Raw genomic sequence first — 17,215 nt, 5'->3', positions numbered from 1 at the left:
GTGATGGCGGCTGCTCGGCAAGGGGGGCCGCGGCGCGGCGCGGGAATGGTCCGATGGCAATGCGCGGGCAGGCTTACGCGGACCTTACAACGGATCGCCGCACCTCGCGGCGGGACGGTCCGGTTGCCGCATGCGCGCTGAGCGATGCAAATCGGTCATCGCTCGCGCAACGATCACGCTATGGGGACGCAAGACCCAGGCCTGTTTCTGAGTCGCGACCGTCCGGAGACCGTGCTCACATGCCTCGGATCATTCTTACAACGGTTGGCACGTTGGGCGATCTGCATCCCTTCATCGCGATCGCTTTGGCGTTGCAGAAGCGCGGGTGTACGCCCGTGCTGGCCGTGGCGGAGGATCAGGTGGCCAAGTGTCGCGGTGCCGGCCTGGAAACCGTGGCGATCCTGCCGGGGTTCGCGCAAACGCGCCAGCGCATGGGGTTGAGCCACGAGGAGGCGGTGCGCCGCATCATGAGCAACCAGCGCGTCATGCTGGAGCAGGTGCTGCTGCCGGACCTCGCCGCCTGTACCGCTGCGCTTGATGCGGCCGTCACCGATGCAGTCGCGATCGTCGCGTCGATCTTCGTCATCGCCGCGCCGATCGTCGCCGAAAAACGTGGCATTGCGCTGGTCTCGGTCATCCTGCAGCCGATGGCGATGCTGTCACCCTATGACGCGCCGCGCACGCCGGATTTCTGGATGATGCTGCCGGCACCGGTCGGTCGCATCGGCGCTGCGTGGAACCGGCGGGTCTATGCCACGATGCGCCGTTTGCTCGACCGGGTCTATGGGCGGCGGATCGACCGGGTGCGGCTCGCGCACGGCCTGCAACCGGCCGGGGCCGCCAATCTGCTCGATCCGCCAGAGGATGCGGTGCTGCGGCTGGGTTGTTATTCGACCCGTCTCGGGGCGATGCCGCCCGATGCGCCTGCGACCACACGGATCGTCGGCTTTCCCATGTTCGACAGTGACAGCGGCCAGGCGGAAACCCTCGATCCCGCGCTGGAGGCCTTTCTCGCAGCGGGGCCGCCGCCCTTGGTGTTTACGCTCGGGACCTTCGCGGTCGGCGGCGCGGGGAGCTTCTATGCCAGGGCCGCCGATGTTGCGCGCGGCACCGGCATGCGCGCGATCCTGCTTGTCGGCGGGACGGGGCCGCACAGCGTCGAAGGCGACATTCTCACATGCGCTTATGCGCCGCATTCCCTGCTGTTTCCGCGCACGGCGGCGATCGTCCACCATGGCGGCGTCGGAACGACGGGGCAGGCGCTCAAGGCGGGCAAGCCGCAGCTCATCGTCCCGCATATGGGCGATCAGAACGACCATGCCTATCGGATCGTGCGGATGGGCGCAGGGCTGCGGGTGGCGCGGCGTCGCTTTACGGTTGCGCGTGCCACCCGTCGCATCGGCGCGCTGCTGAACGACCCCGCCTATCGTTCGACCGCCGAGCGGGTCGCCCGGTCGATGGTCGGCGAGGATGGGGCGCATGCGGCGGCCGACGCGATCGTCCAGGCGCTCGGCCTGCCAACAACGCTGTGCCCCGACGCACGCTGACCGCATCGGGCGTTTGCGCTTTCGCCGACCGCCTTTGCCGGCGGTTGCCTATGCCGTCCACCCGCCGGCGGTCGCGACGTACAGCCGCGCAACGTTGAGAAACTGCCGGGTACGCGCAACCACCAGGTTGTTGCTCGAGCGTTGGTACAGTCGCTCGGTCTCGAGCACCTGAAGAATGCCCGAATTGCCAACCTGGAAACTGCGCCGCGACAGCTTGCGGGAGCGATCGGCCACCGCGACCGATTCATTCTGGTTGGCGACCGAGCGTGCATCGCTCTGGATCGCCGACAACAGGTCGGCGACCTGCTGGAAGGCGTCGAGCACCGTCTGCTGATAGGTGGCATCGCTCGCCCGCGCACGATTGATCGCGGCGGCGCGCTGCGCCTTCAGCGTGCCGCCATGGAAGATCGGCGCGGTCAGCCCGGCGAAGATGTCATAGCCGCGAAACGCATTCTTCACGAGATCGGCGAACCCCGGCGCACCTTGCGTCAGGGTCGCGCCGAGCGTGATGTCGGGATAGAGCCGCGCGGTCGCGATACCGACTCCCGCCGCCGCGGCGTGGAGATCCGCTTCCGCCTGCAGGATGTCGGGACGCTGATGGACCAGCGCGGAGGGCAGGGCGACCGGTATCGCCGTCGGCAACGTCAGGCGTGCCAGATCGAACTCGGTCGCGCCAAGCTCTGACGGAGCGACGCCGACGAGCGTGGCAAGCAGATGTCGCGCCTCGGCCAGCTGTTGTTCCAATTGCGGAATGTCCCCGCGGTCGGCAGCATATTGGCTTTGCGCGTTGAGCACTTCGACCAGCGTGCCTTCCCCGCCAGCGCGGCGCTTCTGCGTCAGATCGACATTGCGGAGGTCATCGGCGAGCAACGCGTTGGCGGTGGCGATCTGGGCGCGGATCGCGGCGACCGTCAGCACTTGATTGACGACCTGCCCGGCGATCGCGAGATGCGCCGCCTCCGTCTGGCGCTGCTGCGCCTCCACCTGGGCCGCGCTCTGCTCGACCTGGCGGCGCAGGCCACCGAACAGGTCGAGATCGTAGCTGATCCCCCCGCCGACGGAATACAGATGGAATTCGGGATTGCCCCCGGGCGCGAGCGGGTTGTTGCCCGAAAAACCGAAGCCGGCGAGGTTGACCTGTTGCTGGTCGACGCGGGCGTTCGCATCGATCTGCGGCAGGCGTTTCCCGGCGACCGCGCGCAGTTCGTCGCGGCCCGCGGCGAGGGTCGCATTGCTGGCGGCAAGGGAGCGGTTGTTCGCCATCGCGCGCTCGACCAGCGCGTCCAGCTCGGGTGAACCGAAGGCGGTCCACCAGCGACGCACAGGACCAGCCCCCAGCGCGATGTCCGGCGCGCCCTTGACGGCCGACGTTTCCCGGTCCGGCAGATAGTGTGTCGCGCCCGGTGCTTGCGGGCGCACGAAATCCGGGCCGACGGTGCAGCCGGCCAGCGCGGTCGCGGCCAGGAGAATGAGGGGCAAGCGCATCGGGATCAGTCCATGTGGATAGTCGGTCCGGCCGCCGCCCCTTTGCGCGGTCCGCGCATGAGGAGCAGCAACGGGATCACGGCAAGGGTAAGGACGAAGAGCATCCAGAACGCATCGATATAGGAGACCATCGATGCCTGGCGGGTGATCTGCGCGTTCATCGCCGCGACCGCGCTCGGCAGGTCGAAGTCGAAGCCTCCGGGCAGCGCGGGATTGTCGGGCCTTATGCCTTCGGTCAGCCGGGCATGGACTGTGGCCGAATTGCGGATCGTCATCGCCTGCAACACCGAAATGCCGACCGCAGAGCCGATGTTGCGCGTAAGCGTGAACATCGCCGCGCCCTCGTTGCGATATTTCGAATCGAGCGTGGCAAAGGCGATCGTCGTCAGCGGCACGAACACCAGTCCGGTTCCCAGGCCCTGGATGAAGCCCGATACGATCACGAGCCGTTCGCTCATCCCGAGCGAAAAACCCGACATGATATAGAGCGAATAAGCGGCAAGACCGAACCCGATGAAGATCAGCAGCCGGGCATCGACGCGCTTGATCACGCGGCCGACGATGATCATCGAAATGAGCGTGCCGATCCCGCGCGGCGCGGTGACGAGGCCGGTCAGCACCACCGGATAGCCCATCAGCGTCTCCAGCATCGTCGGCAACAAGGCGAGCACGCCGAACAGCACCGTGCCGAGGAAGAAGCCGAAGATCGACCCGGTCAGGAAATTGCGATCCTTGAACATGCCGATGTCGATGAACGGCTTGCGAGCGGTCAATGTCTGCACGACGAACAGATAGCCGAAGAACAGCGCCATCGCACCTTCGATGCAGATTTCGAGTGAGTTGAACCAGTCCTTGGTCTGGCCGCGATCGAGCATCAACTGAAACGAACCCAGCGCCAGCGCCAGCATCGCGAAGCCGAAGATGTCGAGCCTGGGCTTGGCCGAATCCTTGGTCTCGGTGAGAAATCCGGACAGGCCGACGAACGCGAGGATGCCGATCGGCAGGTTGATGTAGAACACCCAGCGCCACGACAGATTGTCGGTCAGCCAACCGCCGAGCGCGGGGCCGATGATCGGCCCGAGAATCGCACCCATTCCCCAGACCGCCATCGCCGGCCCGTGCCGTTCGGGGGGATTGATGTCGAGCAGGATCGCCTGGCTCATCGGCACCAGCGCGGCGCCGAACACGCCTTGCAGCAGGCGAAACCCGACCAGTTCGCCGAGGCTGTTGGCAAGCCCGCACAGCCCCGAGACGACCGTGAACCCGACGATCGACCACAGCATCAGCCGCTTGCGCCCGAACCGTCCGGCAAGCCAGCCGGTCAGCGGCGTCATGATCGCAGCGGCGACGATGTACGAGGTTAGGACCCAGGTGATTTCCTCGCTCGATGCCGAAACGCTTCCCTGGATGTGCGGGAGCGCGACGTTCGCGATCGTGCTGTCGAGCGAGTTCATCACGGTCGCCGCCATCACCGCCGCAGTGATGATGTTGCGCGTCGCGGGGTCGGGGTAGGACGTGGTCATCGCGCCTGCGTCGCGCCACCGAACAGATGGCGCTGATAGCCGGTGTCGACCGTCACCTCGACGCTCAGGCCCGCATGCAGCGGTAGGTCGCGAGGCAGACAGTCGATGCTGAATTCGATCGGCAGGCGCTGCACGACCTTAACCCAATTGCCGGTGGCGTTTTCGGGCGGTAGCAGCGCGAAGCTGTTGCCCGTGCCGGGACTGAAGCTTGCGACGTGCCCGGTAAGGTTGAGGTCCGGGAACGCATCGACCTTGAACGTCGCGCGCTGGCCGATACGCATGTGGTTGAGCTGGTCTTCCTTGAAGTTGCCCTCGACCCACAGCCGTGTGCTGGCAAGTGTGAACACAGGTTTAGCGGCGCTGACGTAGCTGCCGACCTGCAACTGATCGACCTTGGTGACGATACCGTCCTGTGCGGCGCGCACGGTGGTATAGCCAAGGTTGAGCTTGGCGCGCTCCAGTGCAGCCTGTGCGCGGCGGACGGCGGGTTGACGGTCGGTCGGCGCGGCGACGCTGCCGGTCAGCGTTGCCGCGACGCCGGCGTTTTGCTGGACCGATGTCTGGATCTGCTGGCGCGCGGTCTGCGCCGCGAGCACGGCCTGATCATACTGGTTCTGCGACGAAATGCCTTCGCCCAGCAACGTCTTCTGGCGCGCGGCCTCGCGCACGGCATAGGCCAGCTTGTCGCGCCCCGACTGGAGCGAGGCTTCGCCCTCGCGGTAATTGGCGCGCAGCGACGCGACCTGTGCCTGCGCCGTCGCCAGTTCCGCGGCAGCCTCGTCGACCGCCGCCTGATAGGGTGCGGGATCGATCTTGAAGAGGATGTCGCCGGCCCGGACGCGCTGGTTGTTGCGCACCCCGACAGCGATCACCGGGCCACTGACATTGGCGCTGACCGAGACGAGGCCCGACTGCAGATACCCGTTGTCGGTGGCCTGGTACCGCCCGCCGCTCAGGTAGAAGAACAGCCCCAGGACGACCGCGACGATCGGCGCCAGCAGCAACAGCGGCGTGCGCAGGTTGCGGCGACGAACCGGCTGTGGGTCGACCGCCTGCACCAGGGGCGCGGGCTGTTCGATCGGGGCCGAGTTTTCGACGCTCGGATAATCGGTCGCGCGACCGGGGGTATCTTCCAAGCTCATAATTCCTTGCTCATCGACGGCAACGGGGGAAGGCAACGCGGGAAGGCAGCAGGTCGGCAGACCGTTCGAGTCGAGCGGATCATGGTCGACCGTCCCCGCCAGCTCTTGCGACCGAAGGATATCGCTTGCAAGCGAATAATACGCAACCTCATGATTCGCTTGCGCAGAAACTACCTTTGCGGGATACGCGTGTCGGGGCGGGGGCCGGGCAGGGATGTAACAGGGGTAAGACGCGCGTTATGACAATCATGGATGATCGCGGCACCACGCCGCCAGCGAACCGCAGCTTCGCGACCCAGATGGCGTTGATCACCAAGCTGCTGCGAAAGCGGTTCGACCAGCGCGCGCGCAGCATGACGCTGTCGGACGGAAAGCCGCTGACCCGCGCGCAATGGCGCGTACTCGCGGCGGTGCATTTGCGCGAAGGCGCGACGCAGCGGGAAATTGCTGAACTGCTCGATATCGGAACGGTCGCGACGGGGCAGACGATCGACCGGCTCGAAGGGTCGCAATGGGTCGAGCGCAGGCCGGATCAGTCCGATCGCCGGGTGAAGCGGCTCTATCTGAAACCGCAGGCGATGCCGGTGCTCGAGCGACTGGGCTTGCTGGGCGATCGCGAGGATCAGTCGGCGATGGTCGGTATCTCGAGCGAGGACATGGCGCGGCTGGGCGCGCTGCTCGAAACGATCATCGAAAACCTGCTTTCGGCGGAAGATGACGGTCCCGCGGATTGATCAGGCCAGCGGTCGGGCCGCCGGTGACCGAGCATCTGATCGTCGCGCGCTGATCCTAGGATCCATCCCGCGCTAGCCACCGGGACCGTCGTTGATGAACGACCAGACGGTGGAGATCGCGACAGAGCCTTCTCCAACCGACGCGGCGACCCGTTTCACCGAGTTGGCACGGACATCGCCGACCGCGAAGACGCCGGGACAGGAGGTCGCAAAGGGCGAGTTGGCGCCGGCCGCAGCGCCCGTCACGACGAAGCCCTTCGGATCCAGCTGGACGAGGCCCGCCAGCCAATCGGTATTGGGGGCAGCGCCGACCATCACGAACAGTGCGCGGGTCGGCACGGTCCGGGTCGCGCCCGTCGTAGTGTCGCGCAGCGTCACGGACTCGAGCTGTTCCGTCCCCGCCAACGCACACACTTCCGTGCCATATTCGATGGTGATTGCGGGATCGGCCTCGAGGCGGCTGGACAGATAGCTCGACATGGATGTCGCAAGTGATGATCCCCGCACCAGCAGCCGCACGCAACTGGCGCTCCGGCTGAGGAACATGGCCGCCTGGCCCGCCGAATTGCCGCCGCCGATGACGATCGCCTCGGTCCCCTTGCAATAGCGCGCCTCGATCTCGGTCGCGGCATAATAGACGCCCGCGCCCTCGAATTCGGTCAGCCGGTCGATCGGCAGGCGACGATATTGCACGCCGGTCGCGACGACGACGGCTTTCGCGCGCACCCGCTGCTGCGTGTCGAACACGGCGCAGAACGTTCCGTCCTCGAGCTGCTCGAGCGATGCCACGCGGCGCGGCATGGCGAAGCGCGTTCCGAATTTCATCGCCTGGACTTCGCCGCGCCACACCAGATCCGCTCCCGATATGCCGGTCGGGAACCCCATGTAATTCTCGATCCGGCTCGATGTGCCCGCCTGTCCGCCGATCGCAACGTCCTCCACGACCAGCGCGCACAATCCCTCGGCCCCGGCATAGACCCCGGCGGAAACACCGGCGGGGCCGCCGCCAACGATGATCACGTCGAAGGCTTCGTTTTCCACCAGATCCCGGTTGAGGCCGAGCAGGCGTGCGACCTTGTCCGGTGTCGGGTCGGTAACGACGATGTCCCGCCCGAAGATCACCGCCGGTTCCGCCGCCGGGATCGAGCAACTGGATGCGGTCGCCTGCGCGGCGGCGCTACCGAGCGGCAGCGAGGTGTAGGGAATCCGGTTGCGGCTCGCGAATTCGGCGATGCGGCGGACGTCGCGGCTTTGCTCCTCGCCGATCAGCTGCAAGCTGCTGTCGCGGTCGTCGAGCTGCCGGCGTCGCCGGGCCGAAAAGACGGTTATGACGATATCGGACATTTCGGGAATGCGCGCCATCAGCGTCAGCATCGTTTCGCGCGGGACCTCGATGACGCGCGTTTCCTGCGCGGCACGCATCTGCAGCGACCATGCGCCGCCGTCGAGGAACGCGATTTCTCCCATGAACTGCGTGGGGCCGAGCGTCGACGACAGATGTCGCTCTCCGGTGAAGGGATTGACCACCTCGATCTCGCCGTCCTCGACATAGGTGAAGCGGTCCATCGGATCGCCCGCACGTGCCAAGACCGCGCCTTTCGGATAGGACACCTCGCGGCCAGCTTCTCGTAGCGCGGCGACGTGAGATGGCGCCAAAGGCGTCCGCTGCATCTGGCGGAGATCGGCACCGATCGTTTCCATAGGCTCTACTCCCCGATATCCTGCGTGAACGCCGACCGTATCAGTTCGGTCCGGTGCGCGCCGGAATCATCATGAAGGCGATCCCGCCGGCTCCGATCGCCATGATCGCCCCGATCAGGCTGCCGAATTGAAAGCCGTGGATCAGGCTGGCGCCGGTTTCCGCGATCACGGCGCCCGCGAGCGCGGTTGCGATCAGGCCGCCGGTTCGCGCGATGGCGCTGTTGAAGCCGGATGCCGTGCCCGTGTGGCGAGCATCGACCGAGGCGAGCACGGCGGTCGTCAGCGGCGCGACGGCGCCCGCCATGCCGAAGGCGATCACCGCAACACCGGGCAAGATCGTCGCCAGGTAGCTGGCGCGCGGGTCCGCCCGCATCAGCAAGGCAAATCCCAGGCCGGTCACGATCGGTCCGATCGTCAGCGGCCAGCGCGGACCGATCCGTTCCGTCAGGCGTCCGGCAAGCCGCGAGGTGACGCCGATCACGATCGAGAACGGCAGCAGCGCCAGGCCAGCCTGAAGCGGCGTATAGCCACCGCCCGTGATCAGCACATATGGCAGCAGCACGAGCAGTCCGCCCAGCGCCCCGTAGAGCAGGAACGTCAGCACGGTCAGCCCGACGAACGCGCGCGAACCGAACAGCGCGAGCGGCATCATCGCGCGTTCGCCCAGCCGATGTTCGAGCAGCAGGAAAGTCAGCAGGAGCGCCACCCCGACGCCCAGTCCGATCCAGATTTCCGCCGTAAGCGCGTGTCGGGCCGACCATGCGGTGAGCGACCAGGTCAGCACGCCCAGGGCCGCCGTCGCCAATGCTGCGCCGATCCAGTCGAGCCTGCTGTCCCCGCGCTCGCTCTCCTCGACGAAGCGCGCGGCGATCACGACTGCGGCGATCGCGACCGGGACGTTCAGATAGAAAATCGCACGCCAGCCAATGCTGCCGATCAGCCATCCGCCCAGCGGTGGGCCGATCGCGCTCGATATCGCGCCGGCCGCCGCCCAGGTCCCGACGGCGCGACCGCGGGCTTCTCCTTCGAACGAGCTTCCCAGGATGCCGAGGCTGTTCGGCATGAGAATGGCTGCGCCAATGCCTTGCAGGACGCGCGCGGCCAACAACAGGCTCAGGTCGCGCGCCATCGCACAACCGACCGAGGCCAGCGCGAACACCACGATGCCCACGATCAGTGCGCGCTTGCGGCCGAACTGGTCTCCAGCCGCACCGCCCAGCAGCAACAACGCCGAGAGGGGCAGGAGATAGGCGTTGATGACCCAGGACAACCCAGCCGCGCCCCCGCTCAAATCGCCGGCGATGGCGGGCAGCGCGACATTGGTCACCGAGCCGTCGATAAAGGCCAGGCTCGATGCCAGCATCGTCGCTGCGATCGTCCAGCCCGGATACGCCGTGGAACCGGCACGGGACGCGACCGCGAGCGACGAATCGCACGATGGGGTACCGACGTTGCTCACCGTAACTCCCTGACGGACCCGAAGACGCCTTGCGGGTGCCGGGTAGCACGGGACGATCGCGAAGACGATCGTCCATGGGCCGCTACGATGCGCTGTCCGTCGGTCGGATGGCCGGTTGCGCCGGCAACCACGCGGTTTCGCGGGTATTGCGCCCTGTCTCGGCGCCTGCATCGCGCGGCGCAGTGGATCGTGGCTTAGGCCAAGGCGCGGCTGGCTGCCCCGCGGGCGATCACCGTTTGGGTTTGAGGAAGCGGATCGTCATCCGGTCGCTCTCGCCGATGGCGGCATATTTCGCGCGATCCTTGTCTTTCAATTGATAGGTGGGAGGCAGGGTCCAGACCCCCTCCGGATAGTCCGCCGTATCCTTCGGATTTGCGTTGATCTCCGACATGGCGGCAACCTGGAACCCCGCCTGCTTGGCAAAGCGGACCACGCTGGACACCTTCATGTAGCCGCTCTTCTCCTCGGCGGTGGCGGGCCGGCCTTCGGGAAGCCGGTGCTCGACGATCCCGAGCGTCCCGCCCGGCTTCAGCATGCGGAACATTTCCGCGAAGGCGGCCTGCGTCCGGTCGACGCCGGCGAAGCGAAGGTTGTGGATGTTGCGGAACGTCAGCACGACATCCGCGCTGCCCGCCGGCACGATCGGTTCCCCGTTCGCTGCCGGGAAAGCGGCGAGCTTGACCTTGCCATACGCCGCAGGATTGCCCGCCTGCAGCTGCTTGATCGCGTCCAGCCCCTTCGTCCATCCGCCGGCCGCATAATAGGTCCCGCGGGCACCGAGATAGGGCGCGAGAATTTCGGTGTACCAGCCGCCACCGGGGATCAGCTCCACGACCGTGTCGGTCGGTTTCACCCCGAAAAACGCGAGCGTCTGCGCAGGATGGCGGTACCGGTCGCGCGCGACGTTCGCCGGGGTGCGCGAAGACGAGGCGACGGCCTTTGCAAGCTCGGGGGCAATCGCGGGCCCCTGGGCGTTCGCAACGGTTGCTACCGCGACCGTGATCGCAACGATACCAAGGGTCGTACCTGTCGGACGCATCGTGTCTTTCCTTGCCTGGGCGCTAACCGCCCGTCTCTAGTGCGACCACGCGGCGGCCGACACAAGCGTGGATTGCGACACGATTGAGCGGCATCGATCCGTACCGTCCGGATGGGATGCCCTTCGTACCGTGCATGATCGCGCCGTCGCATGCAGGAGCGGGTATGCAGCACGGGTTTATGGGCGCTAGGACCGGGTCGCAGCGCTCAATGGGCGAAGGAGGACCGGCGGATGATCTTGCGCAGTGACGAATTTCAGGACGTCGACGTGGCCGGCGGCGGACCGATGCGCATGCATCTCTTTCGGCCCGCAATCGACGGGCGTTTACCGGGCGTCCTGCTCTTTTCGGAGATCTATCAGGTCACCGCCCCGATCCGGCGACTGGCCGCGATGATCGCGGGCAACGGCTATGTCGTGGCCGTACCGGAGGTGTATCACGAATATGAGCCGGCCGGCACCGTGCTGGCATATGATCAGGCCGGAACCGACCGCGGCAATGCCTTGAAGGTACAAAAGCCGGTGGCCGGTTATGATGCCGACGCGCACGCGGGCCTGACGGCGCTGGCGCAGCATCCGGCGTGCAATGGCAAGCTGGCGACGTTCGGCGTCTGTCTGGGCGGTCATCTGGCGTATCGTGCGGCGCTCGATCCCCGCGTGTCGGCGGCGGCGTGCTTTTATCCGACCGACATTCATTCCGGGACGCTCGGGGAAGGGCGGTCGGACGACAGTCTGACGCGGATGGCGGACCTGCAGGCGGAGATGCTGTTCGTATGGGGACGGCAGGATCCGCATGTTCCATTCGCCGGGCGGGAAACGATCCGCGCGCGGCTCGAAGCGCTCGGGATATCCTATGCGTGGCACGAACTGAACGCACAGCATGCGTTTCTGCGGGATGAAGGACCGCGTTATGATCCGGCGCTGTTTCTGCAGGCCATGACGCTCACGCTCGACTTTTACCGCCGCGCCCTGCTGTAGCGACGGCGATGGTGATCATGGGGGCGCCGCCATTGGTCGAAGGCGGGGGTCAAGCCGTCCCGTGTCTTGGTCGAAACGCCACCTGTCCGTTGGCGATTGCGCCGTCGATCGGAACGATGTGGTGATCAGCGTCCGTGGTGAGCTGGTCGAGCGTGTAGGACGGAAGGAAGCTCTTTCGGGAGTAGAGTGCGGCAAGGTCATCTTCGGCAAAGGCTACGCGTCCGAAGTCCGGTGACCCGCCCGCACGCCAGGCGGCTTCCCAGATCCTGGCAAGCGTCTTGGCGCCATCTTGCATGCAAGCGGCGGTTTTGTCTTTGAGTTCGTTCCACAATTCCTCGGTTTGACCGGCACCCATATGATCGTCGAACGCCTCCACGATCGTGAGGGGCGGGAGGCGATCGACGGTTCGTTGCATCAGCGCGACGACCGCTACCGCGATAGCGTGGCCGCTCGGCTTGCCCCCGGGCTCAATCGGCGGGACATCCGCGGCTCCGGCGTTCGGGATCATTTCCAGCAGCGCTGCACCGTGCTTGGCGACCATCGTCGTTTCATAGATGCTGTGAACCTTGGAATGCGTCTTGTCGGTCGGATCGCGGCCATGGTGATATTGCGAGATGTGCAGCGGCTGGCATGCGTCCCCGACATAATGCGCGACGATGCCGGCGGCACAGACGAACTCAAGCGCCCGGTTGTTTTCGGCATAGCCGATCATCGCTTCGGCGATCTGCCACACCCGGAACGGCAGTGCGCCGCGTTTCTTGTCTTCGCCGATCCCGTCGTAATAGGCATTCCACACACCCGGATCGACATTGGCGGGATCTGCGCACAGCTCGAGCAGTGTCCTGCCGTCCTTGCCCGGCTTGTCCATGTCGGCGAAATGATTGCTCTCGTCGCTGGGCCGACCGAACCGCCAAACCAGATCGGCAACGTCGGCAAGCGGGGAGAAGGTGCCGTTTTGATGCGGGGGCAGCGTCTTCAGCACCGCATCGTCGACCCCGATCACGTCTGCATTGGCCTGTATCGATGCCGCCAGCGAAAGTTCCGGCTCGATCAGGCTGGTGGCGTAGCTGCCGATCTTTACGTGGCCCCATTCGCCCCAATATTCGGTGTGGCCGACGTTCCAGTCAGGGATCACTTCCACGTCGAGCGTGCGGCAGATCGTCGACAGGCAGATGCCGAGGGCCAGTTGCGTCGCGGCACGCGACCCGGGGGCCAGCAGGACCTGCCCGCCCCATTCGAGCGCAACGGGCCGCAGTTTGCGCGCGCCGTTCGCGTTGGTCAACGCCGACGCCTCGTCCTCGAACCAGATCGTGCCGGAGTCGCCGGGATAGTTGTTGAGCGCGGTTTCGCCGTCGCGCGGGGCGATCACCAGATCGGTGACATAGTCGGTCCCACCGACGCTTTTATACCGATAGAAGAGGCCGAGGATGCGTCCCTTCATCATCCCGCTCACCGCACCGAACGCGACCAGCGGGCAGTCGATCAGGTCGAGCCGGAACGTGTCGACGTTGAGATCCACCACGTCCCCGATTTCGCCGATCCCATAGACCTGCGCCGTCCAGCCCGCCACGTCATCGAGCCGAATCAGCCCGGCGTCGAGGTTCGACACCGACCGGTGCGCCGTCCAGCCGGGATAGGCTTCCTCGAAGGGGACCTTGCCGAGTTGTCGGGGATCGCTCACGCCGAGGCGGCGCGCCTGGTTCTTGAAGCCGGCGTAAATCACCTGCCCGGGCGATCCCGCGACATGCCGGTTCGTCAAGGCGAACACGCTCTCCCCGTCGGTGACCAGGCAGCCGATCGAGCCGACGTGCGTACGCCCCTGAGCGCTCGACCGGATCGGAAACCCGCCCCCGACCAGATCGCTCTTGAAGTCGGGCGTGGCCGGGCTGGTCTCCGGTCGAACATCGGGATCGACCTGGACCACGCAGGTCGGGACGACCCGGCCGTCGGGCAGATACAGGAACGACGGCACCAGTTCGGTTGCGAGTGCGGGATTTGCCTGGATTTCCTTCGGTGTGAACCAATGGCGCACGAACACCAACACGCACGGCCACGACCAGTCCCTGACGTCGCAATTGTCGAGTGTTCTGGGACCGAGCTCGGCGGGATCGGTGCGATGCCGCGGATCGCTGCTGTTCTCATCGCCCTTGCGGATCAGATATTTGCCGATCGCGGTGGCGTAGACCTGGCTCAGGTGCGCGAGGTGCACATGATAGGCCTCTCGCGCTTCGAGCAAATCCCGAATGGACAACGAGCTGAAGTCGTGACGCCGCGTGTCCAGCATGGTCGCTCCCCCTTGCGAGTCGCTTCAGCGTCTCGCCCGAGAGGATGCGCCGAAGATGTGACACGCAAGGGACAGGTCCATTCAATGCCGCCGGTCGACCAGGCGGCGGATCCAGCCGACGTTTCGGCGGATCAGAACCGGGTCGAAATCCCGGTATAGAGCTGGAGCCCGGGCGTTTCCCGGTTAAGCCCGATATAGGCGGCGGCATCCAGCTGCAGCGTTTTCGTCAACTGGTAGGACGCAGCGACGTCCGCCGAATATTGCTGGCTGTTGTTGCGCGGCTCGAAACTTTCCTTGGTCCAAAGCTCGGCATAGACGGTCGCGTTCTTGCCGACGGGGTGCGACAGGTTGATGAGATTCGCGAGTTCGGCATGGTGCCCGCCGGACACGGCCTGATCGCCGGCAATGTCCAGCTCCGGGCTCGTGGTGAGCGTGAACTTGAAGGGCAGCGGAACGTTGACCGGCACGATGGCCCCGCCTTCCCACGCGCCGTTACCCAGAACCGACCCGGCCGTCGGTGCCTTTACGAACCCCACCAGCGAGACTTGCGTCTTGGACTTGTCGACGGTCAGCTTCTGCTTGGCGCGGACGTAGAGATCACCGATCCCGCGATCGGTCGTCACCGACCCGTCGGGCATGCGCGAACGCACCGTCTCATACGGCGCGATGTTGATCTGGATGTCGGTATGCTTGCCGATGCCGTATTTGACCGTCGGGTTGGTGTACAGCAGGGTATCGGTGCGCACCCCGTCCTGCGTTTCGCGGGTCCAGTTGATCAGGTCCGTTTCGATCTGCACCGCCCCTGCGGGAACGGTGCAGGTCGTGGTCGCCTTCGTCGGCCGATCGGTACAGATCGGCGTCGGATCCGGCGCGACGTTGGGCGGCAACGGCCCGGTGCCCTGGGCCGGGTCGCCCTTGGCCGCCTCCTGTGCGTGCAAGGGAGCGGCCAGCGCCACGAACAACAAGGCGCCGAGGCGCACGGCGGACTTAGACGGAAACGACACGTATCTCATTCCCGATCCATTGCGAGCACTTACGGTCCGGAGCAAGTTGTGATTGGTTGATGTGCATCGGTCCGAACCGTACGGGCTCAGTAATAGTTGGCCGGGTTCGGCGTAGGTGCCTTGCACGCCCGGGTGTGACCGTGACGGCACGCATACACCTGGTTCCGCCAGTCCGCCATCGCGTCGGCATAAGCGCGCCGCTGATGATCGTAATGGACCTCGTCGCGGACTGCCTCGCGATGGTTAGCCCGCAGTGAGCGCGCGTAACTCGCCATGTCGCTCTCATATTGCGCCTGGTTGCGGGCATTGACCGCATCGGCGGCGCTGGGCGCGGCAGCTCGCGCGGCGGCTTCCGCATTGGCCGATTGCGTAGTGCTCTGCGCGAACGCGGCAGACGTACCGAGCGACAGGAGCGCGGCGAAGGGTAGGAGAGCTTTCATCGTAGATCGATCCCGATTGTTGCGGATGCTCAACGGTGCACGGGCGCAGTCGTTCCTCGGGCGCGCTTCCCGGCATGCGCAAAGGGGTGATCCGATACCGCGCTGGTCATCTTGATCGGTTCGAAATAACGGGTAAGCTGCCGGAAAAGGGGAGGAATAACCATGAAGCCAAACTACGTTCCACGGCGCGCCGCGATCGCCTATTCGATCCTGGCGGCGGTCGGCCTGTCGGGGTCGGCCCACGCACAGACGGTCGTCGATGAAGTGCGGTGCGTGTTGCTGAGCAATGCCCTCGCCTCGAAATCGACCGACGCGCACGGTCGGCAGGTCGGTGCGTCGGTGGGATCCTATTTCATGGGACGACTGGATTCGCGCGACCCGGCACAGGTGAAGGCGGCGATTGCCGGGCAAAACCGCAAGATCGTCGCGGCGCAAGCGGCATCTCAGATGAACGCCTGCGCCGCACGCGCCAGCCGCGCCGAAGCGCGATTGCGCGCCCTCGCGAAATGAGCTGATCGCGCGGGCGGACGGGTAGTTCCGTTCGCCCCGCGCGAGCGGGGAGCGTGGCACGTAGCGCGAAAAAGCTCACCGCATCGGCGTCTCGCATATAAAAAAGGCGCTGCCGGTCGTCGGACCGGCAGCGCCTTTTCCTTGTCGACCGTAATCGTTCAGACCGCGTAGCGGACCTTGGGCGCCCGGCGGCGCATCGTCCCGCCGACCAGTCCGAAGCCGACCAGCATCATCCCCCACGTTGCCGGCTCGGGAACCGACGCCGCGAACATGCTGTAGATCTGCGCCGTCGATGTCGTCTTGTACGACAGCGCGTCGACGCTGAGGTTCCACCCCATCGCATCGAACGCCGCCAGGTCGAGACCCGTCACCGCGCCCGTCTGGCTGTAGCAGAAGGTCGGGTCCATGATGCCGTTACCCACGGCGCAACCCGGCGTGTCCTTCCAGTGCGACGCCTGCTGCCCGTCGCCATTATACCGGCCGGTGGAGAAGGTGTTGTTGAACAGCGCGGTCTTGCCGCCATCGACCGAGAAGTACTTCGTTCCCCCGACCGACAGATCGAGCACCGGCTTGGTGCCGAGGACGACGTTCGTCGGGTCGGTGCTGTACCGGAACATGTCGAGCGCGCTGTAGATCGACGTGTCGTTCAGGCTGTAGCCGAGGGTGCCCGCCGACGGACCCTTGCCGAGTGCATAGACGTCGAGGAAATCGACACCCGAGACGAAGCCCAGCGCGTGACCAATCTCGTGGATTGCTACCCCGATGAAATCGAAGGTGTTGTCCGAGATGCCATCGGTCGGGTTGAAGTCGAAGTTGAAGTTGCTGCTGAACGTGACGTTGCCGTCGCGCGTGCCGGCTGCCAGGCCGGTGTCGCCGCCGATCGCCTTGACCACCGACGTGTTCATGTACAGCGTCTGGCTGCTCGCCGTTGCACCGGGATTGTATGCCAGCTTGCTGGCATCGTCGTTGGTTTTGCCGTTGGTGGTCGTCGTGCCGTTGGTGATGAAGCTCGCGCCGCCGTTGTTGAGCGACGGCAGGACGATGTTCTTGTCGATGGTCGAACCGCTCTTGGTCGCGTTGACCTGCGATTCCCACTGCGCAACGCCGTAATCGACGCGCGTGCTGCCGGTCGAGCCGATGATGCCGGTGGCCAAGGGCGCGAAGCCGACACCCAGATTGATCACCGCGTTATTGGTAAACATCGACCCCCAATAGGACGCCGCAATCTTGAACCCCTGTTCTGCCTGAGAGCCCTTTACACCGCCGAGGTCGATCAGGTTGATGGTCGTCGCCGAAGCCGGCACGGACGCGATAAGGAACGCCGCGGCTCCGGAAGCCAGAATATTCTTGAAACGCATAGGTTGCCCCCTTG

The 17,215-nt window shown here is 65.6% G+C and carries 14 protein-coding genes; 4 read left to right on the top strand and 10 right to left on the bottom strand.

Annotated features, from left to right (window positions below; all coding sequences use genetic code 11):
* Positions 1 to 239: 239 nt before the first annotated feature.
* Positions 240 to 1,547, top strand: coding sequence for a glycosyltransferase (locus L8K25_RS01105; RefSeq protein ID WP_242137088.1), 1,308 nt, complete (start codon positions 240 to 242; stop codon positions 1,545 to 1,547).
* A gap of 48 nt (positions 1,548 to 1,595) precedes the next feature.
* On the opposite strand, the gene L8K25_RS01100 is transcribed toward L8K25_RS01105, so the two are convergent.
* The 3 genes from L8K25_RS01100 to L8K25_RS01090 are packed head-to-tail and all read right to left on the bottom strand — an operon-like array spanning position 1,596 to position 5,697.
* On the bottom strand, positions 1,596 to 3,032 hold the full coding sequence (locus tag L8K25_RS01100) for an efflux transporter outer membrane subunit (RefSeq protein WP_242137087.1): 1,437 nt from the start codon (positions 3,030 to 3,032) through the stop codon (positions 1,596 to 1,598).
* Between the two features lie 5 nt (positions 3,033 to 3,037).
* Positions 3,038 to 4,555 (bottom strand): DHA2 family efflux MFS transporter permease subunit, encoded by a 1,518-nt coding sequence (locus tag L8K25_RS01095; RefSeq protein ID WP_242137086.1) that lies wholly within the window; start codon positions 4,553 to 4,555, stop codon positions 3,038 to 3,040.
* The gene (locus tag L8K25_RS01090) at positions 4,552 to 5,697 is read right to left on the bottom strand and encodes an HlyD family secretion protein (RefSeq protein WP_242137085.1); all 1,146 of its coding nucleotides are present in this window, start codon (positions 5,695 to 5,697) and stop codon (positions 4,552 to 4,554) included. The genes L8K25_RS01095 and L8K25_RS01090 overlap by 4 nt, the downstream gene beginning before the upstream one ends.
* A 239-nt stretch (positions 5,698 to 5,936) precedes the next feature.
* Here L8K25_RS01090 and L8K25_RS01085 point away from each other — a divergent pair, with 239 nt between their 5' ends.
* Positions 5,937 to 6,431: a MarR family transcriptional regulator gene (locus L8K25_RS01085; protein WP_242137084.1), complete on the top strand. Its 495-nt coding sequence runs from the start codon at positions 5,937 to 5,939 to the stop codon at positions 6,429 to 6,431.
* A gap of 72 nt (positions 6,432 to 6,503) precedes the next feature.
* On the opposite strand, the gene L8K25_RS01080 is transcribed toward L8K25_RS01085, so the two are convergent.
* The 3 genes from L8K25_RS01080 to L8K25_RS01070 all read right to left on the bottom strand — a co-directional run bounded on the left by L8K25_RS01080 (position 6,504) and on the right by L8K25_RS01070 (position 10,630).
* Entirely contained in the window at positions 6,504 to 8,132 is a 1,629-nt protein-coding gene (locus tag L8K25_RS01080) for a cyclic nucleotide-binding domain-containing thioredoxin-disulfide reductase (RefSeq protein WP_242137083.1), read from the bottom strand.
* Positions 8,133 to 8,172: 40 nt separating this feature from the next.
* Positions 8,173 to 9,591 (bottom strand): MFS transporter, encoded by a 1,419-nt coding sequence (locus tag L8K25_RS01075; protein ID WP_242137082.1) that lies wholly within the window; start codon positions 9,589 to 9,591, stop codon positions 8,173 to 8,175.
* A 229-nt stretch (positions 9,592 to 9,820) separates the two neighbouring features.
* The gene (locus L8K25_RS01070) at positions 9,821 to 10,630 is read right to left on the bottom strand and encodes a methyltransferase domain-containing protein (protein WP_242137081.1); all 810 of its coding nucleotides are present in this window, start codon (positions 10,628 to 10,630) and stop codon (positions 9,821 to 9,823) included.
* A gap of 231 nt (positions 10,631 to 10,861) precedes the next feature.
* Here L8K25_RS01070 and L8K25_RS01065 point away from each other — a divergent pair, with 231 nt between their 5' ends.
* Positions 10,862 to 11,605: a dienelactone hydrolase family protein gene (locus L8K25_RS01065; protein WP_242137080.1), complete on the top strand. Its 744-nt coding sequence runs from the start codon at positions 10,862 to 10,864 to the stop codon at positions 11,603 to 11,605.
* A gap of 49 nt (positions 11,606 to 11,654) precedes the next feature.
* Here L8K25_RS01065 and L8K25_RS01060 read toward each other — a convergent pair whose 3' ends face one another.
* From L8K25_RS01060 to L8K25_RS01050, 3 genes are all read right to left on the bottom strand, one after another.
* Positions 11,655 to 13,889, bottom strand: coding sequence for a hypothetical protein (locus L8K25_RS01060; RefSeq protein WP_242137079.1), 2,235 nt, complete (start codon positions 13,887 to 13,889; stop codon positions 11,655 to 11,657).
* Positions 13,890 to 14,020: 131 nt separating this feature from the next.
* Positions 14,021 to 14,902, bottom strand: coding sequence for a transporter (locus L8K25_RS01055; RefSeq protein ID WP_242137078.1), 882 nt, complete (start codon positions 14,900 to 14,902; stop codon positions 14,021 to 14,023).
* Between the two features lie 77 nt (positions 14,903 to 14,979).
* Positions 14,980 to 15,333 carry a hypothetical protein gene (locus tag L8K25_RS01050; RefSeq protein ID WP_242137077.1) on the bottom strand — a complete coding sequence of 118 codons (354 nt, stop codon included), beginning with the start codon at positions 15,331 to 15,333 and terminating at the stop codon, positions 14,980 to 14,982.
* A gap of 162 nt (positions 15,334 to 15,495) precedes the next feature.
* Between L8K25_RS01050 and L8K25_RS01045 the strand changes: the two genes are divergently transcribed.
* Positions 15,496 to 15,843, top strand: a complete 348-nt coding sequence (locus L8K25_RS01045; RefSeq protein ID WP_242137076.1) for a hypothetical protein — start codon at positions 15,496 to 15,498, stop codon at positions 15,841 to 15,843.
* A gap of 158 nt (positions 15,844 to 16,001) precedes the next feature.
* Here the strand turns inward: L8K25_RS01045 and L8K25_RS01040 are convergent, their stop codons facing one another.
* On the bottom strand, positions 16,002 to 17,201 hold the full coding sequence (locus L8K25_RS01040) for an NF038122 family metalloprotease (protein WP_242137075.1): 1,200 nt from the start codon (positions 17,199 to 17,201) through the stop codon (positions 16,002 to 16,004).
* Positions 17,202 to 17,215 lie beyond the last annotated feature (14 nt).

The organism is Sphingomonas sp. TREG-RG-20F-R18-01, assembly GCF_022662475.1.
Taxonomy (GTDB): Bacteria; Pseudomonadota; Alphaproteobacteria; order Sphingomonadales; family Sphingomonadaceae; genus Sphingomonas.
Note: the sequence above shows the minus strand (reverse complement) of the source record. Positions and strands in the feature narration are given on the sequence as shown.